This is a genomic window from Roseivirga sp. AWQ4_251, assembly GCF_056158225.1.
Window position 1 is genome coordinate 360,044 of record NZ_JBSWSW010000002.1, and the last position, 17,161, is coordinate 377,204.

Here is a 17,161-nt window from a genome sequence, read left to right on the forward strand (position 1 = left end):
AGTGCGTTCACTAGTTTGAATTTCTTAATTTTGAGATATGTCAAATAAGATCGAACGTTCTGTGTCTGAATATAATAGTGAGCTCAAACTAAAGGGCTTTAACGTTTTTCAGATCGAGGCTGATGAAAGTGCTACTAAGACTTATAGCCGAAAGGATTTCTACAAAATCTGTCTGACAAGTGGCAAAAGTATGATTCACTATGCCGACAGAAGCTTTCAGCACGAGGGCACTGTTCTTTTCTTTGGCAATCCACACATTCCGTATTCCTGGGAGACCTTATCTACTTCGTATACAGGCTATACTGTATTATTCTCAGAAGAATTCTTAAACCTTTCCAAGCGTTCCGAAATACTTCAGCAATCGCCCTTCTTTAAAATTGGAGGCACTCCAATTCTCAACATTAATGCTGAGCAAAGAGAGTCTCTTAATATGCTTTTCCGCAAGATGATTGAGGAGCAGAAGTCTGACTATCATCTTAAGGATGAGGTGATTCGAAATTATATTCATTTGATTTTGCATGAGGCCATGAAGCTTCAGCCTTCCGAAAGTATAGATCAAAAGAAGAATGCTTCTTCCAGACTTACTTCGGTTTTTTTGGAGCTTTTGGAGCGTCAGTTTCCGATAGAAACGGCTGATAAACCACTTAAACTGAAGTCTGCTCAGGACTATGCCAATAATCTCGCGGTACATGTCAATTATCTGAATAGAGCGGTAAAAGAGGTAACAGGAAAATCTACCACCACGCACATTACTGAGCGGGTTTCTAATGAGGCCAAGGCGTTGCTTCAGCATACCAATTGGAACATCAATGAAATTGCTTTTGCTCTTGGTTTCGAACACCCTTCTTACTTCAATAACTTCTTTAAAAAGCAGACGGGGCTTACTCCCAAGACGGTAAGGCTGGTAGAAGTTTGAAATTCTTAGAAACTGGTTTGAATATCATTAACCTCTGAGCTATTCTGGTCGGTAACTTTGCTTAATAATTTAAGCAATGAGTAACCGACAAAAGTTATCCGATCACAGCATCTTCCAACGGTTGAGAAAGGGAGAGTCTATTCCGATGGATGATCCTGAGTATGGCCTCATTGGCAGAGCAGTGAACAGAGCTATGTTCTTGAGCAAGAAGCTCAATGCTGCTCAAAGTGTAAATGAGGTTCGGGATTGCCTGGCTGAACTGATTGAAAATACGGTCGATAGTTCAACCACCTTGTTCATTCCCTTTTACACAAACATAGGCATCAACATTACCCTGGGTAAGAATGTGTTCATTAACCATGCCTGCAGCTTTCTGGATTTAGGAGGAATTGTCATTGAAGATGACGTGATGATTGGCCCCAGAGTCAATATCACTTCTGAGAATCATCCTACAGACATTTCGACCAGAAAAACCATGGTGCCAGCTCAGGTGGTTATTAAAAGGAATGCCTGGATTGGTGCTGGTGCTACCATTTTGCCGGGAGTTACTGTCGGAGAGAATTCTGTGGTGGCAGCAGGTGCAGTGGTGAACAAAGATGTGCCAGCGAACACAGTTGTAGGTGGCGTTCCTGCAAAAATCATTAAAGAATTAAAACCATAACCTTAGTCATATGAGATACACAAAAGCATTCATCGCACTATTGATTTTAGGACTGTCTTCTTGTGCTTCACAGAAGGCAGATACTCAAAAAGCCGAGACATCGGAAGCCGAAGAAATTGACTTCATTTTCCCGAAGGGACGTCAAGGATCGTCAGCAACTTTTACGGGTGCTGCATTTAATTATCCATTGGTAATGGATACTGCCTTAACCACTATGGTGGGTAATGTCTACTTCGAGCCGGGAGCTCGCAGCAATTGGCATACCCATCCTGCCGGGCAGATTTTGATTATCACTGACGGAAAAGGTTATCACCAAATAGAAGGTGAGCCAATTCAAGAGCTTAAAAAGGGAGATGTGGCAGTTTGCCCTCCAAATAAAAAACACTGGCATGGAGCTAGTCCTGATACAGGGATGCAGCAAATCTATATGCTTCCTAATACAGAAAAGGGAGTGGTAACCTGGATGGAGGCTGTAACAGACGAACAGTATTCGGGAAATTAATCGACAGTGTTTGGAGGTTTTGGTGGAAGCAGACATCCATTAAAAAGAAGAGATTTTAGAAAAGATTAAAGAGAGGAAAAATGATTTTACAAGAGAATTTTAAACTGTCAAATGGGGTAGAAATCCCTAAACTAGGATTAGGAACCTGGTTTATTGCTGATGATAAAGTGGCCGATGCAGTGAAGGAAGCCGTGAAACTTGGCTATAGACACATCGATACTGCTCAGGCATATCAGAATGAAAGAGGAGTTGGCGAAGGTGTTAGAAATTGTGGGCTGAAAAGAGAAGATCTTTTCGTTACCACCAAGCTGGCAGCCGAAATCAAGGCTTACGAAGAAGCGGTGAAGTCTATTGATGATTCATTGGAAAGAATGGGCTTGGAATACCTTGATCTGATGATCATTCACAGCCCAAAACCCTGGAGAGAATTCATGGGTAAGGAGCGTTTCTTTGAAGGAAATCGTGCTGCCTGGAAGGCTTTGGAGGAAGCTTACAAGGCAGGTAAACTAAAGGCGATTGGAGTTTCAAACTTCGGGAAAGAAGATTTGGAAAACATCCTTGAGTCATGTTCAGTAGCACCAATGGTGAACCAGGTACTGGCGCATATAGGTAATACTCCATCTGACCTTATCCGATTCTGTGAGAAGAATGACATTTTGGTGGAAGCCTATTCTCCAATCGGTCATGGTGCGTTGATGAAAAATGAAGAAGTGAAGGGAATTGCAGCGAAATACAATGTTTCTGTGCCGCAATTGGGCATTCGCTACGACCTGCAATTGGGATTATTGCCGTTACCAAAAACAGCGAACCCTGCTCACATGAAAACCAATGCTGACCTGGACTTTGAAATATCTGCTGAAGATATGGCCACACTAAAGTCTATGGACAGAATTGACTATGGTGAAGCCAGCATGTTTCCTGTTTTTGCCGGTTAAGAGTTAAATTGATTTATCAGAAATGCCGCCACTCATTACAGTTGGAGGCTATGACAAAACTAATTCGTTATGAAAATTATAAAAAACGAAAGTCTTCCTTCCTTCAAAGGACCGGAAGATTGGTTTACAGGATCAGTGAGAATTGATCCGTTATTTCAAAAAGAAGAAGCTACCAAAGCAGCTGGCTCATTGGTCACTTTTGAGCCGGGTGCCCGAACAGCTTGGCATACGCACCCTGCCGGCCAAACCCTGATCGTTCAGACAGGCCTGGGTTATGTGCAGCGTGAAGGTGGGCCAATTGAAGAAATTCGCCCCGGAGACATCATCTACTTTGAGCCAAACGAAAAGCATTGGCATGGTGCCTCTGCGAAGAAAGGGATGAGTCACATTGCCATTCAGGAAGAAGTAAATGGAAGTGTAGTCACCTGGATGGAACACGTAACAGACGAACAGTATAAGAAGTAAGTTATGCCACATTTTGAGATTAAAATGCTCGGAGGTAAAACTGAAGAGCAGAAACAAAAACTGGCAAGGGAAGTCATCAAAGCCGCACAAAGTGTGATTGGCTTTGGTGATGAATCTTATTCTGTTACCATCGAAGATTTCACTATGGAACAATGGAAGGATAAGGTTTATCCTGATGATATCATGGGCCGAAAGGACATCCTTTATAAGGAGCCCGGTTATAAAATGTAAGGAGGGGAAATGAGTGAATTATCGAACACTTTAAGTGTTGATGAAATAGAGCAAATTGCTGCGAAGGACGATTTTAAGATCGCGCCTTATCGGGCAGATGGAGAAACCTTTGGTACACTGACCTGGATTTGGTCAGTGGCGGTAGAAGGTAAGCTTTATGTGAGAGCATATAATGGTACCAGTTCTCGCTGGTACAAGTCGGCCATGAGCCAGAAGTTGGGGAAGATTACCGGAGCCGGACTCGAGAAAAAAGTAAGCTTTGAACCGGTGAGTGAGGCAAGCCTCAATGAGAAGATAGACGATGCCTATCGTCAGAAATATAGCAGCAGCCCCTACCTCGGCTCAATGATCAGCCAGAGGGCAAAGGCCGCCACGGTGAATATACTTTCCGCAGAATAGCTGAATGATTAAGGAAAAGCAGCAGGGTCTCGTAGCCATCGTTACGGCCAATGTCATTTTCGGTCTGAACACTCCTGTTACCAAGGCATTGATGGATGGTTGGATGACTCCCGTGGGTTACACGACTACCCGGATGGTTTTTGGTACAGTAGTGTTTTGGCTTGTTGGGTCTTTTGTAAAAACCGAAAGGATCGAAGCAAAGGATCTTTTGACCATTATGATAGGTGGTTTGATGGGTTTCATTGGTACCCAGCTGTTATTTTCTCAGTCCCTGACGTATACGACCCCTGTTACATTTTCATTGTTGATGGCCATTACTCCGGTAGTGGTGTTGGTGCTCTCAGCCTTGTTTTTAAGGGAAGTTGTACCGCTGAGAAAAGTCTTGGGGATAGTGATCAGTATTTCAGGAGCAGCTTTAATTATACTGCTGAGTGGCGCCCGTGGCGAAGGAGGAAGTAACAATACGCTGGGAATTGCATTTGCAGTGATGTGCATGTTTTGTTATGCCGGCTATTTGGCTCTCACCCGAAAAATATCAGTCAAATATCATCCGGTTGCTATTGCTAAATGGATGTTTCTGGTTTCAGCTGTGGCCGCCATTCCCATGAGTTTGGCTAATCCTGAGTTGCAAACCATTTATAGTGATGCCGGGACTGTTTCGGCCTATGGGTTACTAATTTTCTCCTTACTCTTTTCAACTACCCTGGCTTTCTTTCTAATGCCTTATGCCTTAAAAAGGCTTGAAGCCAGTGCCGTCAGTATTTTCATGAATTTGCAGCCAATTGTGGCCTCTTCAGTAGCTATTATAATTGGTCAGGACCTATTGACCTGGGAAAAGCCGGTTGCGGCCGTGCTGGTGATTATCGGGGTTTATTTGGTCACCAAAAAGAAGGCCCAGCCGAAGCCGGGTATACCTGCATAATGTAGCCTACTTCAAATGCTTATTTAAAAAGGCAATCACTTCTGTCCTGATTTCATCCACGTCATACATTGGCCCAAAGTGCGGGGCATCCTTAACGATGGTTATCTTATTGTCCACTTTATAATGGCTCAGCCAGGCACTGAATAACTTCGACTGCTTGTTAGATACAATATTGTCTTTCTCTCCATGATAGATAATAAATGGAGGGTCGTTGGCATCTATGTAGGTGATGGGGCTGGCAGCTTTGGCCAGGTCAGGTCTTTTCAAAGGCTCAGCGCCAATCAATATGGCTTCAGGCGATTTTGGGTCTTCATTACCTGGCAAAAGAGTCAAGTCGGTTGGGCCGTAGAAGTCTACCACGGCTTTGTATTCAAATGGTCTGTAGGAACCATTAAAGTATAAGTTCTCTACCTTATTGTTTTGAGAGGTTCCCATTAGAGAGGCTAAATGTCCGCCAGCTGAAAAACCCATCAAAGCGAAATTTTTTGTGTCTAAACCATACTTGGCCGCATTGTCATATAAGAAAGAGACAGCCTTATTGCAGTCTTGCAAAATGCCGGGGAAAACGGCATCCTGTGCAAAGCGATAATCGATGGAGGCTACTGCCATTCCGTTGTTCAGCATAGCCGCTACAGTTTGGGGCATATAGCCCATGTCCGAATACTTATCGTTGCCAATCCATCCGCCACCGTGAATGAATATTACTAATGGCATTTTGTTGGAAGCATTAGCCGGTACATAGATATCGAGCAAATGCTTCTTCAGGGTGTCATTGTTGTAGGGGATATTTCCATGGATGACAGTACCCTCCGGAAGCCTGTCTTGTATTCTTTTTGGGGTGGTTTGAGCCATTGCCGAATGGCAAAAAGTAATGGCCAGAGCGAAGAGAAAAAATCGTTTCATTATCATTTGAATTTTATATGTTTTTCCGATTGGGTGTAGTAGAAAAGTAGTCAATTATCTCTACGGAGTGCTTTTCATTTTTATAGCTGGCAATTGTTGGTTCCCGATGGTCTGAAATGCTTTTCCTTCAATACAGTTCAGTATGCCTGTTTTTTATCCATTTACCGGTTGCTCAGCTCCTGCTTTTTTAAATGATGCTCCCAAGGTTTGAATTATATAGCCAATGGTTTGAAAAGCTTAATCACCTGGGCGAACTGATTGCGTTATAACATCAGACAATACAAGGTCTCTATCGGCCGGATTGAAAATGAAATTATAGCAATCATGAAATACAAATTAATCTTATCGCTTGTGGCAGCCATGGTGGCTATCCCGGCATTTAGTCAAGAAGAAAACATAAAAAGAGCTGAAATGAATAGAAAAGCAGATGAATACATTTTCGAACTCAGTGAAAATGTAAGTAGACAAAAAGTAGAGTTTACAAACCGTTATGGAATTACCCTTGTGGGTGATTTGTATACACCTAAAAATGGTGGTAATGCGCTGCCGGCATTGGCTATTAGTGGCCCTTATGGAGCAGTGAAAGAACAGGCTTCCGGTTTATATGCCAACCAAATGGCAGCGCGTGGTTATGTGGTATTGGCTTTCGACCCTTCTTACACTGGTGAAAGTGGAGGGGAACCAAGATTCGTGGCTTCTCCAGATATTAATACGGAAGATTTTAGTGCGGCAATCGACTTTCTTGGTTTACAGAAAAATGTAGACAGACAAAGAGTTGGTATCATTGGCATATGTGGTTTCGGAGGTTTTGCCTTGAACGCAACTGCGGTTGATAAAAGAGTAAAAGCTGTGGCAGTAACCAGTATGTACGATATGTCCAGAGTAACTGCCAAAGGCTATTTCGATTCAATGACTCCTGAGCAACGCACTCAAATGTTGGAGCAAATGAGCCAGCAACGTTGGGCCGATGCTGAGGTTGGAAAACCAGCATTGTCTGGTCAGGGTTTACCAAGTCAGATTACAGGTAATGAGCCTGAGTTTGTTCAGGGTTATTTCGACTTTTATAAAACTGACAGAGGTTTCCATCCAAGATCAATCAACTCGAATGGATCGTGGACAGCGACTAATGCATTTTCTTTGATGAATATGCCAATTTTGACTTACATCAAGGAGATTTCTCCACGTCCGGTATTGATTATTGCGGGTGAAAATGCACACTCAAAATACTTCAGTGAAGCGGCTTATGAAGCGGCCAATGAGCCTAAGGAGTTAATGATCATTCCAGGCAAGGTACACACTGACTTGTACGACAGACTTGATGTGATTCCATTCGATAAGCTGGCGTCATTCTTCAAACAGAATTTATATAATTAATTAGCTGTTGAATTGGAGCCACGGCCGTTTTGGTTGTGGCTCCTTTTTACATATCACATCTTGGGATATTACAGTCTATCTATCCATAACATTAAGCTACTCCATGATAACCTATATACTAAAATCCGGAAATCCAGTCTCAATGGCACATCCGGATATGGGGCAACTGGCCGATACAGCTTATGAAGCATTCAGTATCCTAAATAGATTCAACCAGACATTCGATCAGAAAGAGGCCAGATCAGTTTTGGCTGAATTGATTGGGAAAGAGGTGACTGATTCTACCACAGTTTATCCGCCATTTCACACTAACTATGGTAAGAATATCTCTTTGGGGAAAAATGTATTCATCAATCACGATTGCTCCATACTTGATCTGGGAGGAGTAGAAATTGAAGACGATGTAATGATCGCCCCGAGAGTAAGTATTACCTCTGAAAATCACCCGATCAAAAATACAGAACGCAAAACCCTTGTTCCGGGAAAAGTGGTGATTAAAAGGAACGCCTGGATTGGTGCAGGCGCTACGATTTTGCCTGGAGTTATTATTGGAGAAAACTCGGTAGTGGCGGCCGGAGCAGTAGTCACTGCTGATGTGCCAGATAATACCGTGGTGGTGGGTATTCCGGCAAGAGCTGTTAAAAAGACAATTTAGATCGGCTCGGCTTGATTAGAAAATAGCAGCTTATTGATTAACGTTGGAATCTACTCCATTTAGAAAATCCTCTATCCGTTTGTCTAACTCCCCGGCTTTTTCAGCGGTACAGATTCCGGAAATAGGGAGTGCTACCAGGTGTCGGAATAAGTGAGTCAAGGAGATGCCATGCATAAAATTAACCGCGTCAGAATAGCTCAGATCCAGTCTATGGAAGTAGATTTTGGCCACCAATTTCAGATCGGTTTCAGGTTTTATCCAACCCTTGCTTTTTGCTTCTTCCAGCATTGGCACTACAAAATCTTCCAAAATGGTTTTGCGGAAGGAAATCAATAGTTCAGAAATCTTATTCGAATACATATCTATGGTATGGAGGTATACCAATTCGAAGTGGGTCAGTTCTTTCAGAATGTGATAGTAGATATGAGAAATCTTGATCAATGCGTCTTCTTCACTGTCTGATATGGCTTTGAATTGACTAAGTAGCTGTTCTATTACCCTTGTTGTTCCGGAAGTAAGGAGTTCTTCTTTGCTGGTATAATATTGATAGAGTGTCTTTTTGCTCATGCCCATTTTCTGAGCAATGTCATCCATGCTGGTACTCCTGATTCCGTATATGCGGAATAGCTCTTGAGAATTGCTTAAGATTTTTTCTTTTAAATCTTCGTTCATGACACTCTATTCATAATTGGGCTTATTAAGACTCCTCTCCCAAAATCTTAAATACCATGCCTTCCATTTCATCTGATACTCTCAATTGACACGCAAAACGACTATTGTCTGTTGCATCTGGCAGCGTATCGAGCATATCATATTCCGGATCTGATCTTTCCGGGAGGTTTTCTCCGCCATTGAGCACTTCAACATGGCAGGTGGCACAAAGCGCCATACCACCACAGGTTGCCAGAATGTTATACTCACTGGCCTTCAGTACTTCCATAAGGCTTAGACCCATATCTGTAGGCAATTCCAAGTCTTGCCTTTCACCGTTTCTGTCTTCAATAGTAATATTGACCATTTCTAATATTTTAAAAAGCCTGAACTCCGTTAACGGTAGTGTATTTGAAACTTAGCTTTTGCTCCGGGTAAACATATTTGAAAGCGCTTTGCGCCATTAGAGCAGCTTCGTGAAAGCCACAAAGTATTAATTTGAGCTTGCCTGGGTAGGTATTGATGTCTCCAATGGCAAAAATGCCCGGCACATTGGTAGAATAATCGAAAGTATCTACACTAATGGCAGACTTGTCAATATTCAGCCCCCAATCTGCAATTGGTCCCAGTTTTGGGCTTAGTCCGAATAGAGGAATGAGGTAATCTGCCTCGTGAACAGTCTCAACTTTATCGGCATCTGCAATGGTTACTTCCTGCAAGCGCTCTCCTCCACTGATTTTAACAATGTTGGATTTCAGGATAAGGTTAATCTTTCCTGCATTAGCCAGATTGAAAACCTGTTCTGCCGAATCGGGAGCTCCCCTGAATGTTTCATTGCGGTGAACCAGCGTGAGCGATCTTGCGATTTCCGCCAAATGGATAGTCCAGTCTAGGGCAGAATCTCCACCACCGGCCAGAATAATGTTCTTGTCTCTGAACATTTCAGGGTCTTTCACCATATAGGTTACCCCTTTGCCATTTTCAAAATCTTCCAGGTTTTCAATAGCCGGTTTTCTTGGTTCAAAAGAGCCAAGACCTCCTGCAATAACTATAACTTTTGATGCCACCTGAGTGCCCTCATTGGTGGTGGTGATAAAACTTCCGTCATCGAGCTTTTCAACACTCTCCACCCTTTCACCCAGGGAATAGGTAGGATGAAATGGCTCAATCTGAACCAAAAGGTTTTTGATGTGATCCTGAGCCAAAACTCCCGGAGAACCCGGAATATCATATATGGGCTTTTGAGGATAAATTTCTGAAAGCTGACCGCCCACCTGAGGAAGTGCGTCTATCAGATGGCACCTCATTTTAAGAAGACCGGCTTCAAATACTGCAAATAGGCCAACGGGACCAGCCCCGATGATGCAAATGTCTGTTTGTTTCATGTATTAATCTATTCTGTTAGGCCCCTGCATTAATAAGCCTATCATGAGCTCAAAGCGTTTCTGATAGTCCTCTTTAATGTTTTCCTGCTCATCGAAGAGTTGACTTCTCTGAATAGGCAGGCTAAAGGGCAGTGTCCAAGCTCTTAATGATTTGGCTACCGCATCCATGGCATTTATTCCCTGCATGGCCTGCACACCATCGGCCCAGCATACCAAACCAATCATTTTTCCGGTGAGGTAAGGTTGTGGAAGTTGTGCACCGTACTCCAGCCAATCCAGACAGTTTTTCATGACCCCCGTCATACTGCCATGATAAAGAGGGCTCAGCCAAATGTGTGCATCTGCCTGACGAAAAAGCAGGTTCATCATTTCTACTGATCTGGGTGTCTGGGTAATGGATAAATCAAACAAGGGAATGCTTGAATCTGCGATGTTGAAAATCTGAGGCTCAACCCCTTTTGCTTTCAATTGCTCAGCCAGATGACTGCTTATGCGCAAGGGAGTAGAGTTCTCCCTTCTTTCTAGTGCGCCATTGAAAATAAGTACTTTCATGGTCTAGGTTTCTGAGTATTAATCACTTGAGTATTACATGTTGGCTGTTGATCTGCTCTTCCAGATTACTTTTGGCAGACCCGCTTCTCCGTACATGAGACTTTGAACAATAGGGTTGAGTTTTTCAGTCATAGTCATGAACAGCGATGGATTCATTCCGGTTCTCGAACGTACCACTACTTTTTTATTTTTCAGTTCGCTGAGGTCGGCCAGCTGAATATTCTCTTTCCAAAGCATCAGATCTAGCTCGTTTGTATTGCAGTATTCGAAACGGCAGTTCACTTCTGCGAGTTTAGTGGAAATCATCATGTATACCCAGGGTGGAATAATGGTGTCTTCTGAGCAGCCAATGGCCACTGCTTTGTTGCGGAATTTCTCCCAGTTAAAATAAGCTAAGGTGTCTTTGAATTCCTTTTCCCTGATAATGAGGCCTTGATAAAGAAAACCTTTCAGGTCGAGAAAAATACTTTTCTCTTTTGGAGCATAGTCTATCAAATCAACTGTGGTAATACCTGATGACATGACTTTGTTGATAAAGCTTGAAGGATCCATAATGTATAGATTTGATGTGATGAGAAGGAACGTGTGTGAATTGGAAGGAGGAAACTGAAATGGGGAAGAAGCAGGCAAACCTTCTGTTCGGCCAACCCTTCACCCATTTGTATTCGCAACTTTGTTATCCCAGTTTGGAAATAACTTCTTCATATTTCTTCTCTACCGCTTCCCAGTTCAGTACTGACCAGAAGGCGTCCAGATAATCGGCTCTTTTGTTCTGATATTTCAGATAGTAGGCATGCTCCCAAACATCGGCACCAAGAATGGGGAAGCCCTGGTTGGTGATGTTGGTGTCCATTAGAGGGTTGTCCTGATTCGCAGTTGAGGCCACTCCAATGGTACCATTATATTTCACAAACAGCCATGCCCAACCAGAACCAAATTGAGTCATTCCGGCTTGCTTGAATTGCTCTTTGAACTTGTCTAAGCTTCCGAATACTGTATTGATCTCGTCAGCCAACTTACCTGTAGGTGCGGTTTTAGGGATTGGAGACAGAATCTCCCAGAAAAGAGAGTGGTTGTAGTGTCCGCCACCGTTGTTTCTAACTGCAGGGCTGTATTTGCTAATGTTGCGAAGAATGTCTTCCAGACTTTGGTTCTCACCTTCCGTACCGGCCAAAGCATTGTTCAGATTGGTAACGTAAGCCTGATGATGACGTTGGTGGTGAATGTTCATTGTCTCTGAATCGAAATGAGGTTCCAATGCATCTGCAGCATATGGAAGTTCGGGTAATGTATAACTCATGATTTTATGTTTTAAGTGTTACTAAATCAGTGATGCAAATCTATGCAGCACACTTAATAAAACAACCATATACTTGTTAAATTAGTTCTACAGTTTTTCAATACCTTATTGATTTTGGCAATGAGAGGCTTTTTTTGAATCAATTGTGTCTATATTTGGTTACTTTTGAGGTTGAATAAAACAAATAGTGAATTGGAAAATAAATCAACAGCAGACAGAATACTCATCCTTCTTAAGATGAATGAAGAAATGACCAGCTCAATTCTGGCTGAAGAGTTGGACATATCCAAAGAAGGTGCGCGCCAGCAACTCTTGAAACTAGAGGCTAGGGGTTTAATCAAAAGCTTCAACAAAAGCGAGGGCGTTGGTCGTCCTGTTACTTACTATGCATTAAGTGAAAAGGGACTGTCCCGATTTCCAGATTCGCACGCCCAGATTACAGTAGAATTACTCCGATCTATCAAGAGCCTGTTGGGAGAAAATGCACTCAACCTTCTTATCAGTGATAGGGAGAAACAGACTTTCAGCAGATATGATAAAGACCTGAAGGGCTTATCTACTATTGAGGCCAGACTGAAGAGACTTTCAGAATTGCGATCAGAGGAAGGCTATATGGCCGAGTGGAAAGAGGAGGAAGGAACTTACTTCCTGGTTGAAAATCACTGCCCTATCTGTGCGGCAGCCACGGAATGTCAGGGTTTCTGTCGGGCAGAACTCAAGAACTTTCGTGATTTGATGGGAGAAGACTATCAGGTGGAAAGAGTGAAGCACATTATCTCCGATGGTCAGAGATGTGTTTATAAGATTCGGGAAAAGGCTGTTACGGTTTAGTCCATTCATCACTTCTCATTCAGTATTGATAATAACAGTGCTACACATGCAGCGGCTTATTTTAGTATTATTATCAACAGCACTTAATCGGTAGAAAGGTGCTAATTTTTCAAACTAACATTGACCTATGAAAAAGATTATATCCCGAGCCTCAAGTCTATTGTTTGTGGCTCTTGTTTTATTGTCATCTATGAGTGTGTCCAAGGCTGACCCAATGAATTCAGAAAAGGAAAGTTTTAAGGTAACACTAGTAGATGCTGAGAATGGTTCATTTTCTGTAAGTCCTGCGATTCCGGCAGACGGCATGGTAGAGGCCGGTACAGAAATCACTATCACTGCAAAGCCGTCTTCTGGTTATAGTCTCGATGTAATTTATCATACAGTTAAAGGTGGCATGTGGGGAACTACCAGCTACGAGTTTTCGAGTCAAAAACAAAGATTACAGTTGACAAGGAGATGACCATAGGTGCTACTTTCATTCCTTCGGAGCTGGTTAGTAACCTCAAAATCAAGCGAGATGTGGTATTTGCTAAGCCGGGAGTAAAAACCTTAAAGTACGATGTGTATTCTCCGAAGGGAGCCAAAAACCTGCCGATGATTGTCATTATTCACGGTGGAGGCTGGTCTTCGAACAATGAAGATATTATGAGAGGCTTGGCTTGGGAGCTGACCAAAGGTGGTCAGTATGTGGTGGCCAGTGTTGATTACAGATGGGTGAATAAGGGCGATGGTGATGCAGAGCCTAATTACATGCATGAACTTTTGGAAGATGTTTTTGGAGCGATTGCTCATATTCAGGAGCATGCTTCTGAGTATGGAGGAGATGCCAACAGAATAGCCGTAACTGGCGATAGTGCTGGTGGTCATTTGTCTGCTGCGGCAGCAGTCTTCACCACAAAAATTGGTGATGGCGGATACGGTGAGAACGGTTCTTTCGAGTTTATGCCTACCTATTTGCCAAAAGGTAAATCTGCGGATCAGGTTCAGGCACAGATGACTCATGCCATTAAAGCGGCAGCGCCAAGCTATGGTGTGTTCGATGTAGCTCCACTTGATCAGTTCATTCAACAAAAGGAATCTGCTTATAGAGATGGTTTGTCTCCGATCAAAGCCGTACCTCAGGCAAGCGAAAGAGAAGTGCCTCATTTCTTGGTTAGAGGTACTGAAGATGGATTGATTCCTCATGCTGCTGTTCAAGCTTATACGGATAAATTGAAAACAGCTGGACAGAGAGCTGAGTATCTTCAGGTCGAAGGGGCTGGTCATGCTTTCTTCGATTGGAAGCCTGATGCCAGAACACGTGCTACTTTTGAGAAATACGGAGTGCCGTATGCGGCAAAGATGAAGGCCTTCTTCGACAGCGTATTTTATTAAAATCTCGTGAGGAGTTGAATCATCAGAGTCCTAAAAAGAGACTCTGATGGAGATGCGGATATTTATCGAATAACAAAAAAGGAAGGGGTGTGCTACTTTAGTACCCCTTCCTTTTTGAGTTAAAGCGGTTTGTATTCGAAGTTTTTGAATTTCACTTTGCCATTCCCTAAGGCTGTTAAGCCAATTCTCAAGCTCATAAATCCACTAAGTATATTATGGTGATAAGCGGAAGACTCAAATGAGTTTTCAATCTTGGTCCAGCTTTGTCCATCCAGACTGAAGTACATATCTACAGTGCTGTTTTCGTTCTTCAGTTTGAGGTAGGCATGCCTGTCAATAACATCTTCCTCTGTTCTGAACTGCCAGCCTCTGAGGTTTGCCAGCACATTTTTCTGGTCTGCCAGAATGCCCGAAAAGGCATTGTCATTGTAAAATAGAATCAGACCACCGATAGCATCGCCTTCAATCTCTAGCTCTACTTCTGCCGTGTAGTCATGGTCTGAAGGAATGTAGAGCATAGGTAAGGAGCCGGCAACAGAGTTTCCCTTTCCTTTGATGGTAATGCCGTCATTGTCCAGACCTACTCTGTCTTTATCGTAACCGCCAAAGAACTTCCATTGAGGGTTTAATTGTCCAGTGTTAAAAGGATCTAAGAAGCTTGTATTCAAATGTTGCTCCATACCATCCGGTAGCTCAATGGGTTTAGTAATTTCAATTCCTTCAGGAATTTTGTACCAGCCATCTGCAGTCCACTCAATAGGGACCATCATGGTTTGTCGGCCCATGTTGTAGTGTTCTTTTTCGTATCCATGGAAGATCATCCACCAATTACCATCGGCATCATCCAATACAGTTCCATGCCCGACAGACCACCAGGCTTCTTCGCTGGATGCGGTTCTTAAAACAGGGTTGTGTGGAGAGTTTTCCCAAGGACCCAAAGGCGACCTGGACCGGGCAGAGATAACCATATGTCCTGTGGCAGGGCCGGCAGTTCCACCTTCTGCCACGGTTAAATAATAGTATTCTCCTCGCTTGAAAAGTTTAGGGCCTTCCATGCAGAAACATTCGATAGACCATTTTCTTGGAATAGGCCAGCCATCGTAAACATGTTGAACCTCTCCGGTGATAGACAGGCCGTCTTTAGAAAGTGGAACATAGCTGCCGCTGCTGAAATAGAGATACCGGTTACCAGCTTCATCCACCACATGGCCCGGATCAATCATGGTAACATCCAATTGAATCGGGTCGCTCCAGGGGCCTTCAATGGAATTGGCCCAGATAACATAATTGGTATTGCTGGCGGGGAAGTAGATATAGTATTTGTTGTCGTATTTCACCAGTTCCGGTGCCCAAACTGAGCCCACATATTTATTCAGTGAGTTGACAACCGGAGTCCAGTTGAGCAAATCTTTGGAGTGCCAGATAAGCAGACCAGGATAGTATTCAAATGAGGAGTGAACGATGTAGTAATCTTCCCCATCTCTCAGAATGCTAGGATCTGGATAGTCTCCAGGGAATATCGGATTTTCAAAGGTTAATGCTGATACTTCCGTGTTCTCTTTTTGCTCCTTTGTGCAAGCCGCGAAAGCCAACGTAAAAGTTAGCAACGCTATGGCAAGTATTTGTTTCCTCATTTGTAAAGTCATCCCGAAAATTAAGTAATAGTTGTTTCGGTGAGGGGGCCTATTTGTTTCCAACAAGGTACTACAATGTCTGAGTTCTCTTTTTATACTTACTATAGTAAGCGTAAATGATTCCACTAAGTAACCATGCCGGCAAAGTGAGGAACGAAAGGAATACTCCCATTTGCACCGAAATCACATAGAATAAGACTACACTTCCAACCCAGGCAAATAGCACGGTTCCGTTGAACTGTTTACCGTTTATTTCAGCATGAAGCGATTTGAAGCCCCACTTTTCTGCAAGGAAGTAATCAAAAACGATGATGGCTCCCATTGGGGCAAGAATAAATCCGTAAACCGCTACAAAGTCTAATAACTTCATGGCGAAGGCCGGGAATAAACCGGCAATGGTGGCTAAGCTACCTGCGATGATGGTCACCCAGAAGGTTGAAGCTTTTGGAAGGATGGCCTGGAAAGCCAGCCCTGCCCGGTAAATGGTTGGGTTGGCCGTTGTCCAACCGGCAATAATAACAGCGATAATTCCGAAGATGCCAATGGCATTATAGGCTAAAGGCCCAGGAGCCACTGAAGGAGCCTGTCCACTGGCAAGCATGGCTTGTGCTTCAGGTTCTTTCAGGTATACAGCGTAAAGGAGTGCAGCGGCAATCCAGGCCATAAAATGGCCTACATACATACCGGCCGAGGTTGTCCAGCCAGCCCTGGCTGATTTTGCATATCTGAAAACAGAAAGATCTGACATACCAATGTGCATGGCACCATTACAGAACCAAGACCAGATGGCCACATGCCAGAAAGTATATTTAATCTGACCTGGGAATGGCTCAGAACCTTCGCCCCAAATGGCCCAGAAATCAGAGAATGAATGCACATCCAGTTGGCCAAGCGCTACAATTCCGCAAAGCAAAAATGCCAGTACAATGAATGGAGAAAGCACATTGGCTACTTTGGCCACTGTGGCATAACCTCTGGCGGCTACAATCGAAATTATAGCACCAACTGCCAACACAATTACTACCCAGGTAATGCCATTCGGCATGGTGTCTGTGAGCTTAGGCATGGGCATATCGAATGGAATACCTACCGCAGTGGCGGAAACTGTAACCATGGCTCCGGCCAGGAAACAGAAGAGAATTCCGTTGGCCAGATTATAGAAAATCACCAGTTTCTTTCCGCAGATTTTTTCCAGCTGATAGTAAAGCGTGAGTTTTCTGTCTACAGCTATTTTGGCGGTTAAATACCTCCAGGTAAGAACTGCCAGAAAGTTACCAACCAACAAACCAATAATCAGGTCGAAGGCGCTCACCCCTGCCGTAAGGAATAATGGTCCGATCACGAACTCGGTTCCGGCTGCATGCTCTCCGGCATACATACCCAAAAAGCTCTTCCAGCCTTTCCATGCCCTTTGGGGCACCGGTTCTCTTTCAAACTCTTCGTTGGCCTGTGGTTTAGTTGATTCTGTCAT

22 protein-coding genes are annotated in these 17,161 nt (G+C 43.4%); 13 read left to right on the forward strand and 9 right to left on the reverse strand.

All coding sequences use genetic code 11. The features are described from left to right. Window positions 1-37 precede the first annotated feature (37 nt). From ACXACJ_RS15630 to ACXACJ_RS15665, 8 genes are all read left to right on the forward strand, one after another. Window positions 38-916, forward strand: coding sequence for a helix-turn-helix domain-containing protein (locus ACXACJ_RS15630; protein ID WP_475135348.1), 879 nt, complete (start codon window positions 38-40; stop codon window positions 914-916). A 76-nt stretch (window positions 917-992) separates the two neighbouring features. Beyond that, window positions 993-1,577 (forward strand): DapH/DapD/GlmU-related protein, encoded by a 585-nt coding sequence (locus ACXACJ_RS15635; protein ID WP_475135349.1) that lies wholly within the window; start codon window positions 993-995, stop codon window positions 1,575-1,577. Between the two features lie 10 nt (window positions 1,578-1,587). Continuing rightward, window positions 1,588-2,079 (forward strand): cupin domain-containing protein, encoded by a 492-nt coding sequence (locus tag ACXACJ_RS15640; RefSeq protein ID WP_475135350.1) that lies wholly within the window; start codon window positions 1,588-1,590, stop codon window positions 2,077-2,079. An 80-nt stretch (window positions 2,080-2,159) separates the two neighbouring features. Beyond that, window positions 2,160-3,014: an aldo/keto reductase gene (locus ACXACJ_RS15645; RefSeq protein ID WP_475135351.1), complete on the forward strand. Its 855-nt coding sequence runs from the start codon at window positions 2,160-2,162 to the stop codon at window positions 3,012-3,014. Window positions 3,015-3,083: 69 nt separating this feature from the next. Then, window positions 3,084-3,479, forward strand: coding sequence for a (R)-mandelonitrile lyase (locus ACXACJ_RS15650; protein ID WP_475135352.1), 396 nt, complete (start codon window positions 3,084-3,086; stop codon window positions 3,477-3,479). Window positions 3,480-3,482: 3 nt separating this feature from the next. Further along, window positions 3,483-3,710, forward strand: coding sequence for a tautomerase family protein (locus tag ACXACJ_RS15655; RefSeq protein ID WP_475135353.1), 228 nt, complete (start codon window positions 3,483-3,485; stop codon window positions 3,708-3,710). 9 nt (window positions 3,711-3,719) lie between these two features. After that, a complete protein-coding gene (locus ACXACJ_RS15660) occupies window positions 3,720-4,109 on the forward strand; it encodes a DUF2255 family protein (protein WP_475135354.1) in 390 nt (129 codons plus the stop codon). Between the two features lie 4 nt (window positions 4,110-4,113). Next, entirely contained in the window at window positions 4,114-5,031 is a 918-nt protein-coding gene (locus ACXACJ_RS15665) for a DMT family transporter (RefSeq protein WP_475135356.1), read from the forward strand. A gap of 6 nt (window positions 5,032-5,037) precedes the next feature. Here the strand turns inward: ACXACJ_RS15665 and ACXACJ_RS15670 are convergent, their stop codons facing one another. Then, a complete protein-coding gene (locus tag ACXACJ_RS15670) occupies window positions 5,038-5,934 on the reverse strand; it encodes an alpha/beta hydrolase fold domain-containing protein (protein WP_475135357.1) in 897 nt (298 codons plus the stop codon). Window positions 5,935-6,258: 324 nt separating this feature from the next. Between ACXACJ_RS15670 and ACXACJ_RS15675 the strand changes: the two genes are divergently transcribed. Both ACXACJ_RS15675 and ACXACJ_RS15680 read left to right on the forward strand, forming a co-directional pair. After that, on the forward strand, window positions 6,259-7,308 hold the full coding sequence (locus ACXACJ_RS15675; protein ID WP_475135358.1) for an alpha/beta hydrolase: 1,050 nt from the start codon (window positions 6,259-6,261) through the stop codon (window positions 7,306-7,308). Window positions 7,309-7,411: 103 nt separating this feature from the next. Continuing rightward, window positions 7,412-7,963, forward strand: coding sequence for a DapH/DapD/GlmU-related protein (locus ACXACJ_RS15680; RefSeq protein WP_475135359.1), 552 nt, complete (start codon window positions 7,412-7,414; stop codon window positions 7,961-7,963). A 30-nt stretch (window positions 7,964-7,993) separates the two neighbouring features. Here ACXACJ_RS15680 and ACXACJ_RS15685 read toward each other — a convergent pair whose 3' ends face one another. From ACXACJ_RS15685 to ACXACJ_RS15710, 6 genes are all read right to left on the reverse strand, one after another. Then, complete coding sequence (locus ACXACJ_RS15685) at window positions 7,994-8,635, reverse strand: TetR/AcrR family transcriptional regulator (protein WP_475135360.1); 642 nt, start codon at window positions 8,633-8,635, stop codon at window positions 7,994-7,996. Window positions 8,636-8,660: 25 nt separating this feature from the next. Continuing rightward, on the reverse strand, window positions 8,661-8,981 hold the full coding sequence (locus ACXACJ_RS15690; protein ID WP_475135362.1) for a 2Fe-2S iron-sulfur cluster-binding protein: 321 nt from the start codon (window positions 8,979-8,981) through the stop codon (window positions 8,661-8,663). 10 nt (window positions 8,982-8,991) lie between these two features. Beyond that, window positions 8,992-9,999: an NAD(P)/FAD-dependent oxidoreductase gene (locus ACXACJ_RS15695; RefSeq protein ID WP_475135363.1), complete on the reverse strand. Its 1,008-nt coding sequence runs from the start codon at window positions 9,997-9,999 to the stop codon at window positions 8,992-8,994. Between the two features lie 3 nt (window positions 10,000-10,002). Further along, window positions 10,003-10,551 (reverse strand): NADPH-dependent FMN reductase, encoded by a 549-nt coding sequence (locus ACXACJ_RS15700; RefSeq protein ID WP_475135364.1) that lies wholly within the window; start codon window positions 10,549-10,551, stop codon window positions 10,003-10,005. Window positions 10,552-10,584: 33 nt separating this feature from the next. After that, window positions 10,585-11,103: a DUF2480 family protein gene (locus ACXACJ_RS15705; RefSeq protein ID WP_475135365.1), complete on the reverse strand. Its 519-nt coding sequence runs from the start codon at window positions 11,101-11,103 to the stop codon at window positions 10,585-10,587. 124 nt (window positions 11,104-11,227) lie between these two features. Then, complete coding sequence (locus tag ACXACJ_RS15710; protein ID WP_475135366.1) at window positions 11,228-11,851, reverse strand: superoxide dismutase; 624 nt, start codon at window positions 11,849-11,851, stop codon at window positions 11,228-11,230. A 192-nt stretch (window positions 11,852-12,043) separates the two neighbouring features. On the opposite strand from ACXACJ_RS15710, the gene ACXACJ_RS15715 reads away from it, so the two are divergent. The 3 genes from ACXACJ_RS15715 (at window position 12,044) to ACXACJ_RS15725 (ending at window position 14,056) form a co-directional block, all read left to right on the forward strand. Then, window positions 12,044-12,682, forward strand: coding sequence for a helix-turn-helix transcriptional regulator (locus ACXACJ_RS15715; protein ID WP_475135367.1), 639 nt, complete (start codon window positions 12,044-12,046; stop codon window positions 12,680-12,682). Window positions 12,683-12,872: 190 nt separating this feature from the next. Beyond that, the gene (locus ACXACJ_RS15720) at window positions 12,873-13,142 is read left to right on the forward strand and encodes an InlB B-repeat-containing protein (RefSeq protein WP_475135368.1); all 270 of its coding nucleotides are present in this window, start codon (window positions 12,873-12,875) and stop codon (window positions 13,140-13,142) included. Beyond that, a complete protein-coding gene (locus tag ACXACJ_RS15725; RefSeq protein WP_475135369.1) occupies window positions 13,139-14,056 on the forward strand; it encodes an alpha/beta hydrolase in 918 nt (305 codons plus the stop codon). Before ACXACJ_RS15720 ends, ACXACJ_RS15725 begins: the two co-directional genes overlap by 4 nt. A gap of 119 nt (window positions 14,057-14,175) precedes the next feature. On the opposite strand, the gene ACXACJ_RS15730 is transcribed toward ACXACJ_RS15725, so the two are convergent. Together ACXACJ_RS15730 and ACXACJ_RS15735 are read right to left on the reverse strand one after the other, a co-directional pair. After that, window positions 14,176-15,690 carry a family 43 glycosylhydrolase gene (locus ACXACJ_RS15730; protein ID WP_475135370.1) on the reverse strand — a complete coding sequence of 505 codons (1,515 nt, stop codon included), beginning with the start codon at window positions 15,688-15,690 and terminating at the stop codon, window positions 14,176-14,178. Window positions 15,691-15,760: 70 nt separating this feature from the next. Continuing rightward, entirely contained in the window at window positions 15,761-17,161 is a 1,401-nt protein-coding gene (locus tag ACXACJ_RS15735; RefSeq protein WP_475135372.1) for a purine-cytosine permease family protein, read from the reverse strand.